This is a genomic window from Lactococcus sp. FSL W8-0209 (genome assembly GCF_038006585.1).
GTDB lineage: Bacteria > Bacillota > Bacilli > Lactobacillales > Streptococcaceae > Lactococcus > Lactococcus lactis.
Window position 1 is genome coordinate 1 of record NZ_JBBOVN010000004.1, and the last position, 16,304, is coordinate 16,304.

Here is a 16,304-nt window from a genome sequence, read left to right on the forward strand (position 1 = left end):
ATGTTTGAACTAGCAGTGTCTTGTATTGATACGGAAAATCCGCCCAAAGATAATATTATCTATCTTTCAAAAAAAGAGTTGTTTGCTTTTTTTGATGTATCATCAGCAAGTAAACACACACGTTTTAAAGAAGCCATTGAGTTGATGCAGAAACAAGCTTTTTTCCAAATTAAAGAAGTCAAAGATAAGGGTTATGAAATGACAAGCATTGTGCCTATTCCAACAGTTAAGTGGAACAGTTACAATGATGATGTAATGATACAATTTAATCAGTTTATTATGCCTTATCTGATTGACTTAAAGGCAGAGTTTACGCAATATAAAATTTCTGAATTAAAAGAACTCAATAGCAAATACAGCATTATCTTATATCGTTGGTTATCCATGAATTATAATCAATACGAGCATTATAGTTATAAGGGTGGGCGCCGAGAAGAACAAGTTGAAGCCTACCGCAATCCCTTAATCACAGTGAAAGAATTACGAGAAATAACTGATACGGTTTCTTTGTATCAGACCTTCAAAGATTTTGATAGCTACGTATTGAAAAATTCTTTAAAGGAAATCAACGCCTATACGTCTTTTAACGTGACCTATGAGAAAGTCAAAAAAGGGCGGAGCATTGATAGCATTGTCTTTCAAATCGAAAAGAAACGCCAAGCGGACGACAACAGCTACAAGATAGAAGACCAAGCCTATATTGAGGGCAAGAAAGCCAAAGAGGAAACCGAAAAAGACTTGTATACAGAAGCTATGCAAAGCAGGTACACTACTTTACTTTTAGAAAATATGCTTTTAAGTCCGTTTGAAATGCAAGATATAAAACTCATGTCAGGCTTGCAGGCACACGTGTACCCCCTTTATGACGAACTGAAAGACTTACGAGGGCTAAATGGTGTCAAAGATCACCTAAGTTATGTCTCTAGCAAGCGTGAAGAATATTCTAAACGCAATGTAGCGAAGTACCTAAAAAAAGCCATTGAACAATACCTACCAACGGTTAAAAGGCAGGAACTTTAAATGAACAAAATAATTAGTATCAAACAAAAATTTTTGTGTAAAGATTGTGAGTATATTTTAGAAATTTCTCGTTTAAAAGTAAAAAAAGCAAAACAATATGGTGGTGTCTATTGCCCAAGGTGTGGCAAAAAAATTATGGATAATGAAATAAAAAAAGTTTAGAATAATGGTTCTGTTGCGAAGTTTGAAAATCAAACGCGTTCTCTCTGAACTCCAAATATCTTAGGCTGTTACTCCCATTAATACCTTGATTTCAGTAGACACCGAAAAGCAGAAGAGCGTTCCATTTCTTCGGTTCTTTTTATATATTCCTCGAATGGTCTCCATGCCCTTAATCGTGGAAGAGGCTGTACGGAGACTTTGATAAAATTTATTCCGTCGTCTAATAGGTCGATGGTCTTGTTCTATTAAATTGTTAAGATACTTCACAGTTCGGTGCTCTGTCTTAGTATATAAACCCACACTCTGTAACTTTCTAAAGGCGGAGCCAAGAGAAGGTGCTTTATCGGTCACAATTGCTTTCGGCTCACCAAACTGTTTATGGAGTCGTTTTAAGAAAGCATAGGCTGCTTGCGTATCCCGTTTCTTTCGTAACCAGATATCTAAGGTTAAGCCGTCCGCATCAATTGCACGATAAAGATCATGCCAACGTCCCTTAATTTTGATATAGGTTTCGTCCATTTTCCATGAATAGAAGGATTGTCTATTTTTCTTCTTCCAAAGATCATAGAGGACTTTGCTGTACTCTTGCACCCAACGATAAATCGTAGTATGACAAACATTTATTCCACGATCATATAACAATTCCTGAACTTCACGATAGCTTAGATTGTAACGCAGGTAGTAACCAACAGCGACAATAATGACGTCTTTTTTGAATTGTTTGCCTTTAAAATGATTCATTACTCTGTCCTCTCTGTCTTTTTTCTCAATTTTACACTAAAATAGATTTTTTGGAAAACTTTGCAACAGAACCGTCTTTTTCAAATCAATTCCAAATCAAAGTTAAATATCAATCAAAAGATAAATTAACTGAAATTTATGGTTTTGTTTCTGAATTCATCAATAATCAAGTGAGAATATAATCAACAGATAAAATGTACCTCATCTCTATTGAACAAATTATAAATATTTCATAGCAAAAAAGCTCATGTTAATAAATAACATGAGCTTTTTTGTATTCATTATAGATATAGTTTAATTAAATCATTCAGAAATTGGGATGTATTTTTATAATTTTGTTTTTCTGCCAATTTTTCAAGGCCTTCTTTTACAGAAGGTTCTAAGGTAAATGAATATGATTTTTTATTTTCTTCTGATTCAATTTTTTTTGGGAGTTCCACTTTTGACTTAGCTAAAGAACTGTTTGATAACACTGTTTTTACTTTTTTATCATCTACATCAAATGCCATTTTCTCTCACTTTCTTTACTATTATAGCTTAATTATATTTACAATATATTTATATTTACAACATATTTACGATATAATGCAAATGGAATTATATTATATCTAAACTATATTTATTTTATATTAGAATTGTAGTTATGCTTTTATTTTATTAGTTATTTCATTAAATGCAAAATTTAATTTTTCATAAAAAACTTTATTACTATTAAAAACATCTTTATCTTTTTCCATTTCAACTAAGGGAACTCCGTCAAGTGTCGAACGGTTAAATAATTCTTTCTCTGGAATCATAGCAATAGTTCCTTTATCTTGTGATATTTTTTCAGAAAACTCTCTTGATGACTTAGTATTATGTCTTATTCTATTTCCAACAAAATATGGTATTGCTGTGATATATGTTTCCCGTGTCCGTGCATCAATAACCTCATCTTTAAAATTTTGAAGGCGTTCAATCAACAAACTTTTTGACATATATCCGTATTGGCTAGGTTCTATTGGGCTTAAAATATAATGACTAACAGCAATTGCATTTTTTGTAACGGTTTGAAAATCTGGATGACAATCAATAAGTATAAAATCAAATTCTTTTATTCTATCAACATTATCTTGAAGCCACATCATTAATAATAAATCTTTATTATGTTTTGAGCTTAACTCTACTTCTAATTCATCTAACATTGGAGAAGCAGGAATGATGCTCAAATTATCATGTATTTTATGAATTTCTACTTCTTCATTCATAAATGCATTGTAAATTGTATTTTCATTTGTAAACAAATTATATGTTTGACTTAAACTGCATTGGTGGTCAGTATCAATTAAAAGAACTTTGTATCCCTGTCTTGATAACCATTCTCCAAAATTGAAAGTAATTGTTGTTTTACCAACTCCGCCTTTTACTGCTGATACGCTAATAATCTTCATGGCATTCCTTCATCTATTCACAATATAATTATATTGTATTTATGTTATAAGTATATTATAGCACAAATAGAAATTAAGTCAAATTATAAGTATGTTATGTTTACAATATGTTTATATTGTAAATGTTCAGTGCTTGTTATTTTTCAAAGCTTTGCATTCTCTGATTTCATTTTACAAAAGTTCAGAATAAAAAATTTTTAATAATTAAAGGGGATTGATTAACCAAAATTATTATAATAAATTTATATTAGTTAGTAGAGAAACTTCCAAAAGCATTGTAAATATAGTTATAATATAACTATATCACGTTTATAATATATCTAAGATATAGTCGCAATATGTTTATGTTGCGACTTTTATAAATTTTTATGAAATTGCATATGTAACGACAATGTGATAAAATAATTTTAATAATAAAAAATTGAATCGGGAAAAAAAGATAAAAAAAGACTAGTTGCTGGAAACAACTAGACGAATTTTATTAGTTAGTAGTTCGGATTAACTACTTAGCCTATCTAATCTTAACTTGGCGGAAAAGGTTAGATACACATTTCAATCTTTAATTATTCTACAATTATACCAAAATAATAAATGTTTTTCAACACTATTATGCTATTTAATTACCGAATAATTTAAAGAATAAAGATGTAATGGACTAAGTAGCAAAAGACTACCAGTCCATTTTTTTATTTTCCAAATGAGAGGGGGTGTATCAATTTAAATATAAGAACTTTGAATAAGCCTATCAGAGTATTTTCTGGTACATCGAAGCCTTTTATAATTCAAAACGAATCCATCAAAGTTTAGGGTATCTTACACCTAATCAATTTAAAAAGGTAAGTGCTTAAAATAAATAGATTAAAATTCTACGTTTGTTACTCTAAAAACTTGACTTAACGTCAATATCCGAGAGGGCGATATTGTCGTGGTGACAGAATTAGACCGCTTAGGACGAAATAACAAAGAATTAACCGAACTGATGAACCAAATTCAACAAAAAGGCGCAACGCTGGAAGTCTTAAACTTGCCATCCCTGACAGGGATTGAAGACGATAATTTAAGGCGTTTAATCAATAACTTAATGATTGAATTGTACAAATACCAAGCAGAAAGTGAACGAAAACGGATTAGAGAACGGCAAGCCCAAGGGATTGCCATTGCCAAATAACGTGGACGATTTAAAGGACGAAAAAAGAAATATTCTTTTGAAGATGAGGGATTGCAACATGCCTTTGATTTATACCAACAAGGATTAACAGAAAAAGAAATCGAGCGTAAAACTGGAATTAATCGAACGACTTTTCGACGTTATCGTCAAAAATATAACGTGATAAGAGAAGACAGAAAAGAATAAGCTGATATTAGCCCTCAGAAGGGTTTTTTCTTTTAACTATTATATTTATTACCAACTCACGTTTAAAATGTCTTAGAATGCAAACTATGAGCTTCTAGGACTATTTAAAGTCTTATCCTCTCTCAAAGTAGTCACGACCGTGAGAGAGTTTTTCTTAGTGGCAGAATGTAGCAATTCTAAATGCAAGGCGTACAAGCGGAGCGACAAGAGCAAACAGGGAGTTAAAAATCAGAACATCCATTCAATGTTTTTGACTTTTTCTTTTGACCCTGATTTTAAGATTGAAAAAAATAAAAAATAGACTTGCCTTAGCAAGTCCTTTTATTAATTTATCTTATATATTTTAATCTTTTGTTCTTTTGCGTGATAAAAAAGTCAGTGTTAGTGAGGCGTTACTAGAATTAAGTAAACAGAAAAAGCGATGTATATGAACAGAAAAAGCGATGTATATGAACAGAAAAAGCGATGTATATGAACAGAAAAAATATAAATACTGTTTGTTTTGTGATATAATAAAAGCATAGAGAAATTATGACCGCAAAATCACTTTCTCTATGCTTATTCTTAAACACTCACAAAGGAGTATTTCTATGTCTATTATACCAGAAAAACAAAAAAATCAAAAGCAGGTGCTGACCGTGAATGACCTTGAAAAACGTAAAGTGGTGGAGCATAACAGCTTGATTACCTCTATTGCTAAAATGCAAAAGACCGCTCTAAAAATGTTTGAACTAGCCGTATCTTGTATTGATACGGAAAACCCGCCCAAAGATAATATTATCTATCTTTCAAAAAAAGAGTTGTTTGCTTTTTTTGATGTATCATCAGCAAGTAAACACACACGTTTTAAAGAAGCCATTGAGTTGATGCAGAAACAAGCTTTTTTCCAAATTAAAGAAGTCAAAGATAAGGGTTATGAAATGACAAGCATTGTGCCTATTCCAACAGTTAAGTGGAACAGTTACAATGATGATGTAATGATACAATTTAATCAGTTTATTATGCCTTATCTGATTGACTTAAAGGCAGAGTTTACGCAATATAAAATTTCTGAATTAAAAGAACTCAATAGCAAGTATTCGATTATCTTGTATCGCTGGTTATCTATGAATTATAACCAGTACGAGCATTATAGTTACAAGGGCGGGCGTCGAAAAGAACAAGTGGAAGCCTACCGCAACCCGTCAATTTCAATTCGAGAATTACGAGAAATAACTGATACAATTACCGATTATAAGTTAATGCACCAATTTACAGAGTGGGTACTAGAAAAACCACTGTCAGAAATCAATGCTCATACTTCTTTCAACGTCACTTACGACAAGATTAAAAAAGGGCGTTCAATTGACAGCATTGTTTTTCATATTGAGAAGAAACGCATGGCAGACGATAACAGCTACAAGTTGGAAGATAAAGTCTACCAAGAAGATAAAGCACGTAAAGCAGAAACAGAAAAAGACCTTGTTTTCCAAGCTATGCAAAGCCCTTATACAAGGCTGTTGATTGAAAATATGTTTTTAAATGTTTATGAAACAACGGACAGTCAAATAATGGCAGGCTTACAGGCACACGTGTACCCCCTTTATGACGAACTGAAAGAATTACGAGGGCTTAATGGGGTCAAAGACCACTTGTCTTATGTGAGAGCTAAACAAGAGGACTACTCAAAGAAAAATATTTGTAAGTACCTCAAAAAATCCATTGAACAATACCTACCAACGGTTAAAAGGCAGGAACTTTAAATGAACAAAATAATTAGTATCAAACAAAAATTTTTGTGTAAAGATTGTGAGTATATTTTAGAAATTTCTCGTTTAAAAGTAAAAAAAGCAAAACAATATGGTGGTGTCTATTGCCCAAGGAGTGGCAAAAAAATTATGGATAATGAAATAAAAAAAGTTTAGAATAATCTCTAAACTTTTTTTTTATACTTATCAGGTTTTTGTTTATTTATCATATTTGAAAATATTTGTAAAAGCTGTTCTGTTTCATCAACAGTTAAATGTTTTGCTTCAAGATATTTTTCAAGTAAAGCGCCTTTTTGAATTAATTGCCGTGTCCGTTTTTTTCGTTCTTTATGGTTTTCAGAATTATTCTGTAAAACAGAACGATTAATTTTTATTTGAACTTGTTTTGCTTTTTCTCTTTCTTGAATTAACAAATTTTCTAATTTCTTAATTTGTTCAAAATCAAGTTGTTCATTATCAAATTTTTTTAAAATTGTTTCTTGCTTATTGATTGCCTTTTCTAACTGTTCAATCGAGGAAGATAAATCTTTTTTATTTTTAATAGTCATAACTATTACTCATTCAAGGTTTTATTTTCATTTTCTAAAGTCGTATTTTTGAATTGTTGATGAACTGCATTTTTTGAATTTGAAATGACTAAAGAAACAAATTTTTTAATCTTATCTTCTGAATCAAAATCAGAAATAGAAATTTCTAAACCTTTTAAGAGTTCTTCTCCAATACGAGTATTAATGTATCTTTTTTGTTGTCCAATTTTTCTATTGATAATTTTAATGTCTTCTTGTTTCTTTGCTAATTCTTTTTGTAAATCTTCCAAGCTTTTTTTCTTTGCCATAACTTCCTAGTCCTTTCTTATTTGAAACACTTATTGATAATTATATTCTATCAAATCCAAAAAAATAAGGCAAAAGACAGATAAGTATAAAATACTAATAAAAAGTGGTAAAATATCCCTAAGATATAAGGGCGCACTTATATACCATGAAAATCATGGTATAAATTGCCAATATTTTAGATTAAACGTGTTGGAAAAACTCGCTTTGCTCATGTAAATAAAAACGTTATAAAGTATTATAGCGAGCTTACTATGTGTGTATACACATAGGTTAAAAAGTAATCATCTTCCACTCGGTAACAACTAAAATTTACATTTTAGTTTGTTCCTCGTTTCAGACGATTCTTTTTATTTTTGGGGCGTTGCCCCATCCCCCATATTCTATTTTTTTGTTGTTGCCAAAGGTAACTTCTGATACAGTATATTTTATGTTTTTAGCACTACTCCAATTCATTGGAGTGTAAGTGTGCCCTTGGATATTTAAAATTATTTATTCGGGTCTACTAGGTCTACTGAGTAGACAAAGGAAATAGACGCATTTATGCCGGGAAATTTATTGTGCGTTGAGAAGAACCCTTAACTAAACTGGCAGACGAATGTCGGTATAGCGTGAGCTATTAAGCCGACATTAGACAAGTTTTGGGATTGTTAAGGGTTCCGAGGCTCAACGTCAATAAAGCAATTATGATTTATTACTCGACAAAATCTATATCGTCATAAGCTTTTGTCCAATGATTAGGTTGTAATTCTGTTAATTTTTTATATTTAACTTCTTGATCTTCGTTAGTTACACCTACTTTTATTTGGTTACCCCAATATAATAATCTTTCTTGGCATGTCCCACATGGCGTGAGTATTTTAAATTCGCTCTTTTCGTCATCTCTAACAACGCAAATTGAGTGAGTTATAATGTCTTGGTATTTATGTGCTTCTAAGATTGAACCTGTTTCAATACATAATGCACTAGAGGCGTTTATGATTTCTGGGGCGACTGAAGTGTATGTTTTACCATTTTTTGAATACATTGCTGCTGCACCTCCCCACCCTTTTGGATACCTTTCTTTTATTAGTGCTTTAGCGTCTTCGAAAAGTTTTTGTTCTATATTCATTTTTTCCCCTTAATTTTTGTTTCTGCGAACTTATTGACAGGTAAATTCTTAAATATTGATGACTAAATCGCTTTGTTCTTTAATGTACGGGTCGTGAGTTACAATTATGACTGTTTTACCTGCTATATCCACTTCGTCTCGTAGTAATCTTATAACTTCATTTCTATTTTTTAAATCTAGAGAACCAGTAGGCTCATCTGCTAGTATTATTTTGCTATCTTTTAATAATGCTCTAGCAATAGCGACACGTTGTTTTTCCCCTCCAGAGAGGCTGTAAATTTTTGTACTTAGTCGATGTTCAATATTTACTTTTTTTAAAAAGTGTTTCATTTTTATTTGTTTTTCTTTTTTAGACATTTTAGAATACACTAAGCTAATATTTAAATTTTTTTCTATACTTTCATCTTCAATTAACGCAAAATTTTGAAATAAATATGAAATGGTATTGCGACGTAGTTTTAATGCAGTCGTACTGTTAAAAGGAGGAGCGAAAGACCCATCAAAGTAATATTTACCATCATCATAATCTTCCACGAGCCCAATGATATTCAAAAGTGTAGATTTACCAGAACCGCTAGAACCATATATCGCCACCATTTTTCCTTTAGGAATTTCTAAGTTAAAGTTGTTAAAAATATGATTATTTTTATAACTTTTATTTAAGTTTTCAATTTTTAACATACTACTCTCCTTTTAAAAAATTTAACATTAATTTTTTTTGTAACTTTTTAGAAAGCCAGATTGTTATTATGATTTCAATCATAAAATATAATAATAAAGCTTCTAAAATAATAATTCTATTTTGTTGTAGTGCTCCATAAATTAAGAAAATTAACCCTTGTATAGAGAGCAACACAAACAAAGATTTGTACGTTCTCAAGTATGACATTCCGTAAAGATAACTGACAGCGATCTTCTTTTTATAAAATTCGAAATAAAAGAAAGTAGTAGATAAAATCATAGATAAAAAGATCAGTATTATTAAACCATTAGTTACAGTATAACTTAAAGGGTTTCCAATAGATGATAAGTAATCAGACCTATTAATATTATTTACTGTGATTAAAGAGGGGTGAGTTTCCAATTGTCCATGTTTTTTAAGTATTTTTTCGATAGAATTATATGTTTTATCTTTTGTACCAAGGATTTTAAACTTCATTGTTGCATTATGTAAAGCATCAAGATTTTGTCCTACATTTTTTGATGTATATATTTCCAATAAATCAGGAGTTATATTCCCATTACTACCATCTAGAAGTTTAAACTTTTGATTATCTTTCATGAAATAATAATGGATAGTTGGTGAAGAAAAAGATGAAGAAGAAGCATAAAATTTCTTTATATCTTTTAAGTAAGGCTTCAACTTATCTGATACCACTACAATACCGGACGTATTATCATTGTTTATGAGTATCGATTTGTTATCCGATGTTTTAATATTGAATTTCAAAAGATAATTATAGTTTAGTTGTAAAACATTTTTTTCATCACTATTTTCAACGTTTAATCTTATAGGATTAACATAGAGCCCATCATGTTTCTCAGCGTAATTAAATAAATCAGAAGTTAGATCTGAATTATTGTTGTAAGAACTATCACTGTTCAGTGTATAACCAACATATTCAGGATAGAGAACTGAATAGTCATTTCCTGTTTTTGTGTTAGTATTAAGGCCACTATTTATAAGATAAATTAAAGAAGCACTTGTAGAAATTGTAACCAAAAAAACGAAAGCTTTAATTGAGTATAAAGTATAGTGGCTGTATTTAAAGAAAGATTTTGAATTAATTTGATTTGAAAGAGAAAACTTAGATACAAGTAAAACAGCAAGGTAAGAAATAATAACTACTATTGACATCATAAATATTATCAGAATTGTATATTCAAAATTTAAAGATTTAAAATTTGCAAGACTCACAATTAAATAAATTAATAATGCGGTACAACAAAACTCCTTCATAAATAATAGCTTAGTTATCTTAGTAGAACTAAGTCCATTAAGACGATAAATAGCAATCTTTTTGTTGTTGGACACAAGCCATACGAATAATAAAATTGCAAAAAATATATTAGATATAACAATGAATAAAGTTAAATTACTATTATTATAACCAATGAAATCTCCATAATGAGTATCATACTGGTTGGGATTGGAGGATAATAAGTCTTTATCTTGTATGTTTAATCCATATTTTTTATTTAGTAGGTTTGCAAGTTCTTTAAGCCCTTTAGATTTATTTTTATTATCAATATATATATCACTATTTTTTAGTTGAACAGATGTAATTTTTGATAATGGAAAATTCAAAAAAACGTACTCAAATCCATGAGTTACAAACACTTTATCTTCTTTGGGAAAACGTTTCGTATGAAAAAACATCACGCGGTTTATAGGTTTAATAAAATCAACATTCCCTTTACCGTCATTTTTACTTGCAACATAGGTTACTCTGAAAGTGAAAGATGTATCAGTAGCCTCTGATACATCTTTCACTTGTGATATAAGATTGTTATCGTATTTTACATTTGTAGGAAGCTGTATCTTTGATAACTCACTTGGCTCATAATTCTTTTTTATTTTGGAATCTATGAGACTATTTTTAATCATGTTTGCAGAAGAAAAAGAAATAACAGTAAATAGAATTAATAGTAATAATTTAGTAACTCTATTCATTAGAACTCCTTACCAAGCTTGATACCAACCTGACAAATTACCATTCCAAGCACCGACAACTTTAGCATAGGAAATTTGGTTAGCTGAAGCATTCCCGCTGTCACCTCTTCGACTTCCAACTTTAACCCAGCTTGAGTGCCATTTATTAATTTTTGCATTATCATGTCCAGTTGACTGGCTAATTGAGGGGTTAAAACGATCAGCATAAACATTGTTCCAACCTCCTGGAACGAAAGTTTGTGCAGCTGAAACTGCTGTACCTGAAATTAATAGTGAAGCAATAGCCAATACTACTATTTTTTGCTTCTTGCTTTTGTTTCTAATTGTTGCTCGTGAAATTGATGAGTTCATATGTAACCTCTTTCTTATTTTATAAAATTATCTTAACATTTAAATCTGACAAAAACAATAACGTTATATAAATATAGTTGAAGTTATGAAAAACTAGTTTATTTTTTGAACCAGCCTTTTAACAAGTCGCCGAATCCAGCGCCGTGCTTTTCTGTTTCTTCTTTTTGTTTGCGTAATTCAGGATTTTGACAAATCTAGGAGCTGAGCGTTGTAAAAGTCGTTCGCCTCAAGGTTTTCAATTGAAATTAGAAATGATACTTTTAGCGTATTCTTTATTGTTAAAATCAGCTAAATCACTGGAACCAGAGACTTTAAGATATTCTATCGGGTATCAAGTCATGGCTAAATAATCAACTAGCAATTCGGGTAAAAAATAAAGCATTTATATAAATGCTTTTCTTTTTGAAATATAACAGAATTTGTAGTTTTAAGATAACTTATCTATCTCAGCTATCTGTATTTTTTCTCAATTTTACACTAAAATAGATTTTTTTGAAAACTTTGCAACAGAACCCTCACAATCATATTTTTTAAGACTATCTTTTTGTAAATCCAAATTTTGAAGTCCTGTTGAAACTCGTGCATATCCGATATTCATTTTATTCTCCTTTGTTCTAATTTATTGTATCATAACTTAAAAAGATATCTATAAATGAACATAGAATAAATTACGGGTTAATGAACAATAAATGTAAATGATTTTGAGAGTTTTAATAACAAAAGAAGAGTGTCCAGAAAATGACCATTTTATGGACACTCAAATATAAAAGGGTTCTGTTGCAAAGTTTTCTGATAAGTCTATTTTAGTGTAAAATGAATAAAAATGACAGCGAGGATATATCAATGAACTATTTTAAAGGTAAACAATTTCAAAAAGATGTGATTATTGTCGCTGTTGGTTATTATCTACGTTACAATCTAAGCTATCGTGAAATTCAAGAACTCCTTTATGATCGTGGGATTAACGTTTGTCACACAACTATTTATCGTTGGGTACAAGAATACAGTAAAGTCCTCTATCATCTCTGGAAAAAGAAAAATAGACAGTCCTTCTATTCGTGGAAAATGGATGAAACTTATATCAAAATCAAACGTCGTTGGCATTATCTCTATCGTGCAATTGATGCGGATGGATTGACTTTAGACATCTGGCTACGCAAGAAACGGGATACTCAAGCTGCTTATGCGTTCTTGAAACGACTACATAAACAGTTTGGTCAACCAAGAGTAATTGTCACGGATAAAGCGCCCTCTATTGGTTCTGCATTTAGAAAGTTACAGAGTAACGGTTTATATACTAAGACAGAGCATCGAACCGTGAAGTATCTCAATAACCTCATTGAGCAAGACCATCGACCAATCAAACGACGCAATAAATTTTATCGAAGTCTACGAACTTCCTCAACCACGATAAAGGGCATGGAAACAATTCGAGGAATATACAAAAAGAACCGAAGAAATGGAACACTCTTCGGCTTTTCGGTCTCTACTGAAATCAAAATCTTAATGGGAATAACAGCCTAAGATAATTGAAATTCAGAGAGGTTGTATTTTATTTTAAAACTTCGCAACAGAACCTTTGGGACTCCTGCGTCAAAGAAGTTAAGAATTCAACTCATTAATTTTCTTTAATAGTATATCATAAATATGTGGAGCTATACTATAAAAGTAGACACAAATAGGTGTGTGATATTGGAAAGTCAACGAAAAACTAGACACGGAGTTAAGAGAATTTAAGAATTATATTTTTCAAAGTCTTTTGGAGACTTGTAATCAAGACCTGAATGCATCCTTTTTGTATTGTAATAGGTCTCAATGTATTTAAATATTTCTTGAGTAGCCTCAGCTCTTGTCTCAAAATGAGCATCATTAATAAGCTCCCTCTTTAGCGTCTTATAAAAAGACTCCATCATTGCATTGTCATAGGGATTTCCTTTACGACTCATGCTAGATTGAGCACCGACTTGACGAAGAGTAGATTGATAACGAGAGCTTGTATATTGACTCCCTTGATCAGTATGGACAATCAAGCCAGGCTGAGGATGTTCTTTCCCACAAGCTTGTAAGAAGCAATCCCTCACCAGTTTATCTTGCATCCGTGAAGACATTGACCAGCCTACAATCTTACGTGAAAAAACGTCGATATTCACGGCTAAGTATAAGGTGCCTTCTTTGGTAGGGATATAGGTCATGTCTCCCAGCCATACTTTATTAGGAGCTGTTGCTTTAAAGATCTGATTAATTAAATTGGGTCTTGAAAGCGAAGCTCCTTTTCTGTTGTAATGTTTATATTTATAACGGCTTCCCTTGGCATAAAGTCCCATCAAGTGCATCAGTTTCCCAACACGTTTCGTGTTGGTCATAATACCAGTATTATGAAGTACCTTGGTAATTCTAACCGCACCATAGCGTCCCTTATGCTCATGAAAGACAGCTTTTATCTTCTCTGAGAGAATTTCTCTCTCCACTTGTTGTTTTGAAGGACGACGATGCATGTATTCATAGAAACCTGAGCGAGAAACCTTAAGAACTTTTACTGCATGCTTAATTTTTATCTTCCCATGATGTTTCAAGAGAAATTCAAAACGTTTTACTTGCTTCGCTTCAAGAAGACCCGGAACTTTTTAGAAGTTCAAGTTCCTCCTGAAGATAACGATTTTCTTTCTCTAACAATTTAATCTTATGTTGGGCTGACGTTAAGTCAAGTTTTTAGAGTAACAAACGTAGAATTTTAATCTATTTATTTTAAGCACTTACCTTTTCAAATTGATTAGGTGTAAGATACCCTAAACTTTGATGGATTCGTTTTGAATTATAAAAGGCTTCGATGTACCAGAAAATACTCTGATAGGCTTCTTCAAAGTTCTTATATTTAAATTGATACACCCACTCTCTTTTTAAATGTCCATGCCAAGATTCAAGACTGGCATTATGATAAGGGTATCCCCTTCGACTGAAAGAGTGAGTCATCCCATAATACTTAAGCAACTCTTCATACTCTAGACTCGTATACTGGCTTCCTTGGTCAGAATGAAGAATAACAGCTTCTGGATAGTCTTGTGATTTAATGGCCTTATTTAAAGTTCTTTGCACTAATTCTACAGTCATTCGCTTGCCCAAATCCCAAGCAATGACTTTTTTAGTATAACGATCCATAATGGTTGAGAGATAAGCCCATCCTTGTTGAGTAGGAATATAAGCAATGTCGGTTGACCAAACCTTATTTTTCTTTGTAGGTTCAGTCTGTATGAGATTTTTTCGATTGATGTGATCACTTAGTGAGTATCCAGGCTTAAATTTCTTAATGACTACAGACTTGAGTTGAAGTTGCTTCATTAGCTTCTGTACCAGTTTTAACCCGACTTTTTCCCCTTGTTTAAGTAGAAGATGATGAATTTTAGGAGCACCATAGATTCCTCGGTTAGCATTGAAGAGTTGAGAAATTTTGAGTGACAGGTATTGTCTCCTTAATTGAGTTTTAGATGGATGTCGGTTAATCCGTTCATAATAACTTGATTCAGGAACATCAAGGAGTTGACAGCTTAGTCTGACATTGAGTGCTAAAGTTTGTATGGTTAGAGCCATATCCGCAGCACTCACTTCTTTTTCTCGGCGAATATGGTCAATACTTTTTTTAAGATGTCTCGTTCTTCCTTAACTTTAGCCAGTTGTCTTTTTAATTCTAGAAAATCAGCTTTAGAGACGGAGCTTTCATTAGATTTAGAGTAGAGGTCTATCCATTTATAAATTGTTGCAGGGGCCACGTCGTATTCTTTAGACAGCTGGGTGACGGATTGACCAGAATGATAGAAGGCGATAAGGGTTTCTTTAAATTCTTTTGAGTAGCGTTTTTTCATGTTTTTGTCCTTTGTCTAAATTATACAATAGTGACTCTAAGATTTAAGGATAACATCATTAAATATGGTATAATTTAAGGTATATAATATGTATATGGAGATACCATGAATCAAAAAAAGAGGCGTCATTATCGTAAGAAAAAACACACAGTACTAAAAGTTATTTCAATTATTTTTGTATTAGTAATTATCGCTGTTGCTTCTATAGCCTACGCCGCTTATAGAAATGTTGAATCAACCTTTTCAACATCATATGAAAATTTTCCTAAAACAACAAGTATCCACTTAAAAAAGTCTAAAACATTCACCACACTTATCATTTTAACTGGTAAAAATAATTCTAAAAATACAGCTTATGCTACTGTTTTAGCTTCAACGAATGTAAAGACAAATCAAACTACTTTCATGAACTTCCCAGTTTTTGCGACAATGCCTAATCAAAAAACAATCACTGAAGTTTACAATACGAATGGAGATGATGGAATTTTCCAGATTGTTAAAGACCTATTGAATGTGTCCATTAACAAAGTAATTCAGATCGATGTTAATAAAATGGGATCACTTGTACAGGCCACTGGTGGAATCACCATGCAAAATCCAAAGGCATTCAATGCTGAAGGTTATGAGTTTAAACAAGGAACTGTTAATTTACAAACTGCTGATCAAGTCCAAGCCTATATGACACAAATTGACGATACTGATTTGGATGCTTCAATCACTCGGATTCAAAATGTCTCAATGGAACTCTACGGAAATATTCAAAAAATTGCTCATATGAAAAAACTTGAAAGTTTCAATTACTATCGAGAAATTCTCTATGCTTTTTCAAACACTGTTAAAACCAATATAAGTTTCAATGATGCTAAAACGATCGTTATGAGCTACAATAAGGCTCTAAAGAATACCAGCAAGCTCAATCTACATACAACAGATGAAAATGGAGCTAAAGTCGTTTCTCAAACAGAATTAGACTCAGTCAAAACCCTTTTTGAAAAATCTCTAAAATAAAAGAACCAAGAGGTT

17 protein-coding genes and 4 pseudogenes are annotated in these 16,304 nt (G+C 31.6%); 9 read left to right on the plus strand and 12 right to left on the minus strand.

Annotated features, from left to right (window positions below; all coding sequences use genetic code 11):
- A partial coding sequence (locus tag MKX45_RS12215) for a RepB family plasmid replication initiator protein (RefSeq protein WP_340817407.1) occupies positions 1 to 1,020 on the plus strand: 1,020 nt, incomplete at its 5' end.
- Positions 1,021 to 1,182 (plus strand): hypothetical protein, encoded by a 162-nt coding sequence (locus tag MKX45_RS12220; protein ID WP_003132683.1) that lies wholly within the window; start codon positions 1,021 to 1,023, stop codon positions 1,180 to 1,182.
- A gap of 60 nt (positions 1,183 to 1,242) precedes the next feature.
- On the opposite strand, the gene MKX45_RS12225 is transcribed toward MKX45_RS12220, so the two are convergent.
- The 3 genes from MKX45_RS12225 to MKX45_RS12235 all read right to left on the minus strand — a co-directional run bounded on the left by MKX45_RS12225 (position 1,243) and on the right by MKX45_RS12235 (position 3,353).
- Entirely contained in the window at positions 1,243 to 1,923 is a 681-nt protein-coding gene (locus MKX45_RS12225; RefSeq protein ID WP_340817410.1) for an IS6 family transposase, read from the minus strand.
- Between the two features lie 281 nt (positions 1,924 to 2,204).
- Positions 2,205 to 2,432: a hypothetical protein gene (locus MKX45_RS12230; protein WP_003131208.1), complete on the minus strand. Its 228-nt coding sequence runs from the start codon at positions 2,430 to 2,432 to the stop codon at positions 2,205 to 2,207.
- A 132-nt stretch (positions 2,433 to 2,564) separates the two neighbouring features.
- A complete protein-coding gene (locus MKX45_RS12235) occupies positions 2,565 to 3,353 on the minus strand; it encodes a ParA family protein (RefSeq protein ID WP_031560346.1) in 789 nt (262 codons plus the stop codon).
- A gap of 701 nt (positions 3,354 to 4,054) precedes the next feature.
- Between MKX45_RS12235 and MKX45_RS12240 the strand changes: the two are divergent.
- The 4 genes and pseudogenes from MKX45_RS12240 to MKX45_RS12255 all read left to right on the plus strand — a co-directional run.
- Positions 4,055 to 4,201: pseudogene (locus tag MKX45_RS12240) on the plus strand (IS3 family transposase); the annotation flags it as partial.
- A 56-nt stretch (positions 4,202 to 4,257) separates the two neighbouring features.
- A pseudogene (locus MKX45_RS12245) lies at positions 4,258 to 4,707 on the plus strand (recombinase family protein); the annotation flags it as partial.
- Positions 4,708 to 5,297: 590 nt separating this feature from the next.
- On the plus strand, positions 5,298 to 6,449 hold the full coding sequence (locus MKX45_RS12250; RefSeq protein ID WP_340817412.1) for a RepB family plasmid replication initiator protein: 1,152 nt from the start codon (positions 5,298 to 5,300) through the stop codon (positions 6,447 to 6,449).
- On the plus strand, positions 6,450 to 6,611 hold the full coding sequence (locus MKX45_RS12255) for a hypothetical protein (RefSeq protein WP_340817414.1): 162 nt from the start codon (positions 6,450 to 6,452) through the stop codon (positions 6,609 to 6,611).
- Positions 6,612 to 6,619: 8 nt separating this feature from the next.
- Here MKX45_RS12255 and MKX45_RS12260 read toward each other — a convergent pair whose 3' ends face one another.
- The 6 genes from MKX45_RS12260 to MKX45_RS12285 form a co-directional block, all read right to left on the minus strand.
- Positions 6,620 to 7,003: a hypothetical protein gene (locus MKX45_RS12260; RefSeq protein ID WP_340817415.1), complete on the minus strand. Its 384-nt coding sequence runs from the start codon at positions 7,001 to 7,003 to the stop codon at positions 6,620 to 6,622.
- Between the two features lie 5 nt (positions 7,004 to 7,008).
- On the minus strand, positions 7,009 to 7,290 hold the full coding sequence (locus tag MKX45_RS12265; RefSeq protein ID WP_081213844.1) for a hypothetical protein: 282 nt from the start codon (positions 7,288 to 7,290) through the stop codon (positions 7,009 to 7,011).
- Positions 7,291 to 7,982: 692 nt separating this feature from the next.
- On the minus strand, positions 7,983 to 8,399 hold the full coding sequence (locus tag MKX45_RS12270; protein ID WP_063282967.1) for a cytidine deaminase: 417 nt from the start codon (positions 8,397 to 8,399) through the stop codon (positions 7,983 to 7,985).
- A 48-nt stretch (positions 8,400 to 8,447) separates the two neighbouring features.
- Positions 8,448 to 9,080 carry an ABC transporter ATP-binding protein gene (locus MKX45_RS12275; protein ID WP_023189878.1) on the minus strand — a complete coding sequence of 211 codons (633 nt, stop codon included), beginning with the start codon at positions 9,078 to 9,080 and terminating at the stop codon, positions 8,448 to 8,450.
- A gap of 1 nt (position 9,081) precedes the next feature.
- Positions 9,082 to 11,073: a DUF1430 domain-containing protein gene (locus MKX45_RS12280; protein WP_285006452.1), complete on the minus strand. Its 1,992-nt coding sequence runs from the start codon at positions 11,071 to 11,073 to the stop codon at positions 9,082 to 9,084.
- 9 nt (positions 11,074 to 11,082) lie between these two features.
- On the minus strand, positions 11,083 to 11,424 hold the full coding sequence (locus tag MKX45_RS12285) for a hypothetical protein (protein WP_251905115.1): 342 nt from the start codon (positions 11,422 to 11,424) through the stop codon (positions 11,083 to 11,085).
- Positions 11,425 to 11,600: 176 nt separating this feature from the next.
- On the opposite strand from MKX45_RS12285, the pseudogene MKX45_RS12290 reads away from it, so the two are divergent.
- Positions 11,601 to 11,774, plus strand: a pseudogene (locus MKX45_RS12290) (IS982 family transposase); the annotation flags it as partial.
- 122 nt (positions 11,775 to 11,896) lie between these two features.
- Here MKX45_RS12290 and MKX45_RS12295 read toward each other — a convergent pair.
- Entirely contained in the window at positions 11,897 to 12,022 is a 126-nt protein-coding gene (locus tag MKX45_RS12295; RefSeq protein WP_010925604.1) for a recombinase family protein, read from the minus strand.
- Between the two features lie 245 nt (positions 12,023 to 12,267).
- On the opposite strand from MKX45_RS12295, the gene MKX45_RS12300 reads away from it, so the two are divergent.
- Entirely contained in the window at positions 12,268 to 12,948 is a 681-nt protein-coding gene (locus MKX45_RS12300) for an IS6 family transposase (RefSeq protein WP_340817421.1), read from the plus strand.
- 209 nt (positions 12,949 to 13,157) lie between these two features.
- Here MKX45_RS12300 and MKX45_RS12305 read toward each other — a convergent pair.
- Together MKX45_RS12305 and MKX45_RS12310 are read right to left on the minus strand one after the other, a co-directional pair.
- A pseudogene (locus tag MKX45_RS12305) lies at positions 13,158 to 14,124 on the minus strand (IS3-like element IS1068 family transposase); the annotation flags it as partial.
- Positions 14,125 to 14,169: 45 nt separating this feature from the next.
- A protein-coding gene (locus tag MKX45_RS12310) for an IS3-like element IS981 family transposase (RefSeq protein ID WP_340817423.1) occupies positions 14,170 to 15,281 on the minus strand; the annotation gives its coding sequence in 2 pieces (ribosomal slippage) (positions 14,170 to 15,065 and positions 15,065 to 15,281; 1,113 coding nt in all).
- A gap of 105 nt (positions 15,282 to 15,386) precedes the next feature.
- Between MKX45_RS12310 and MKX45_RS12315 the strand changes: the two genes are divergently transcribed.
- Positions 15,387 to 16,289: an LCP family glycopolymer transferase gene (locus MKX45_RS12315; RefSeq protein WP_340817424.1), complete on the plus strand. Its 903-nt coding sequence runs from the start codon at positions 15,387 to 15,389 to the stop codon at positions 16,287 to 16,289.
- Positions 16,290 to 16,304: the final 15 nt, after the last annotated feature.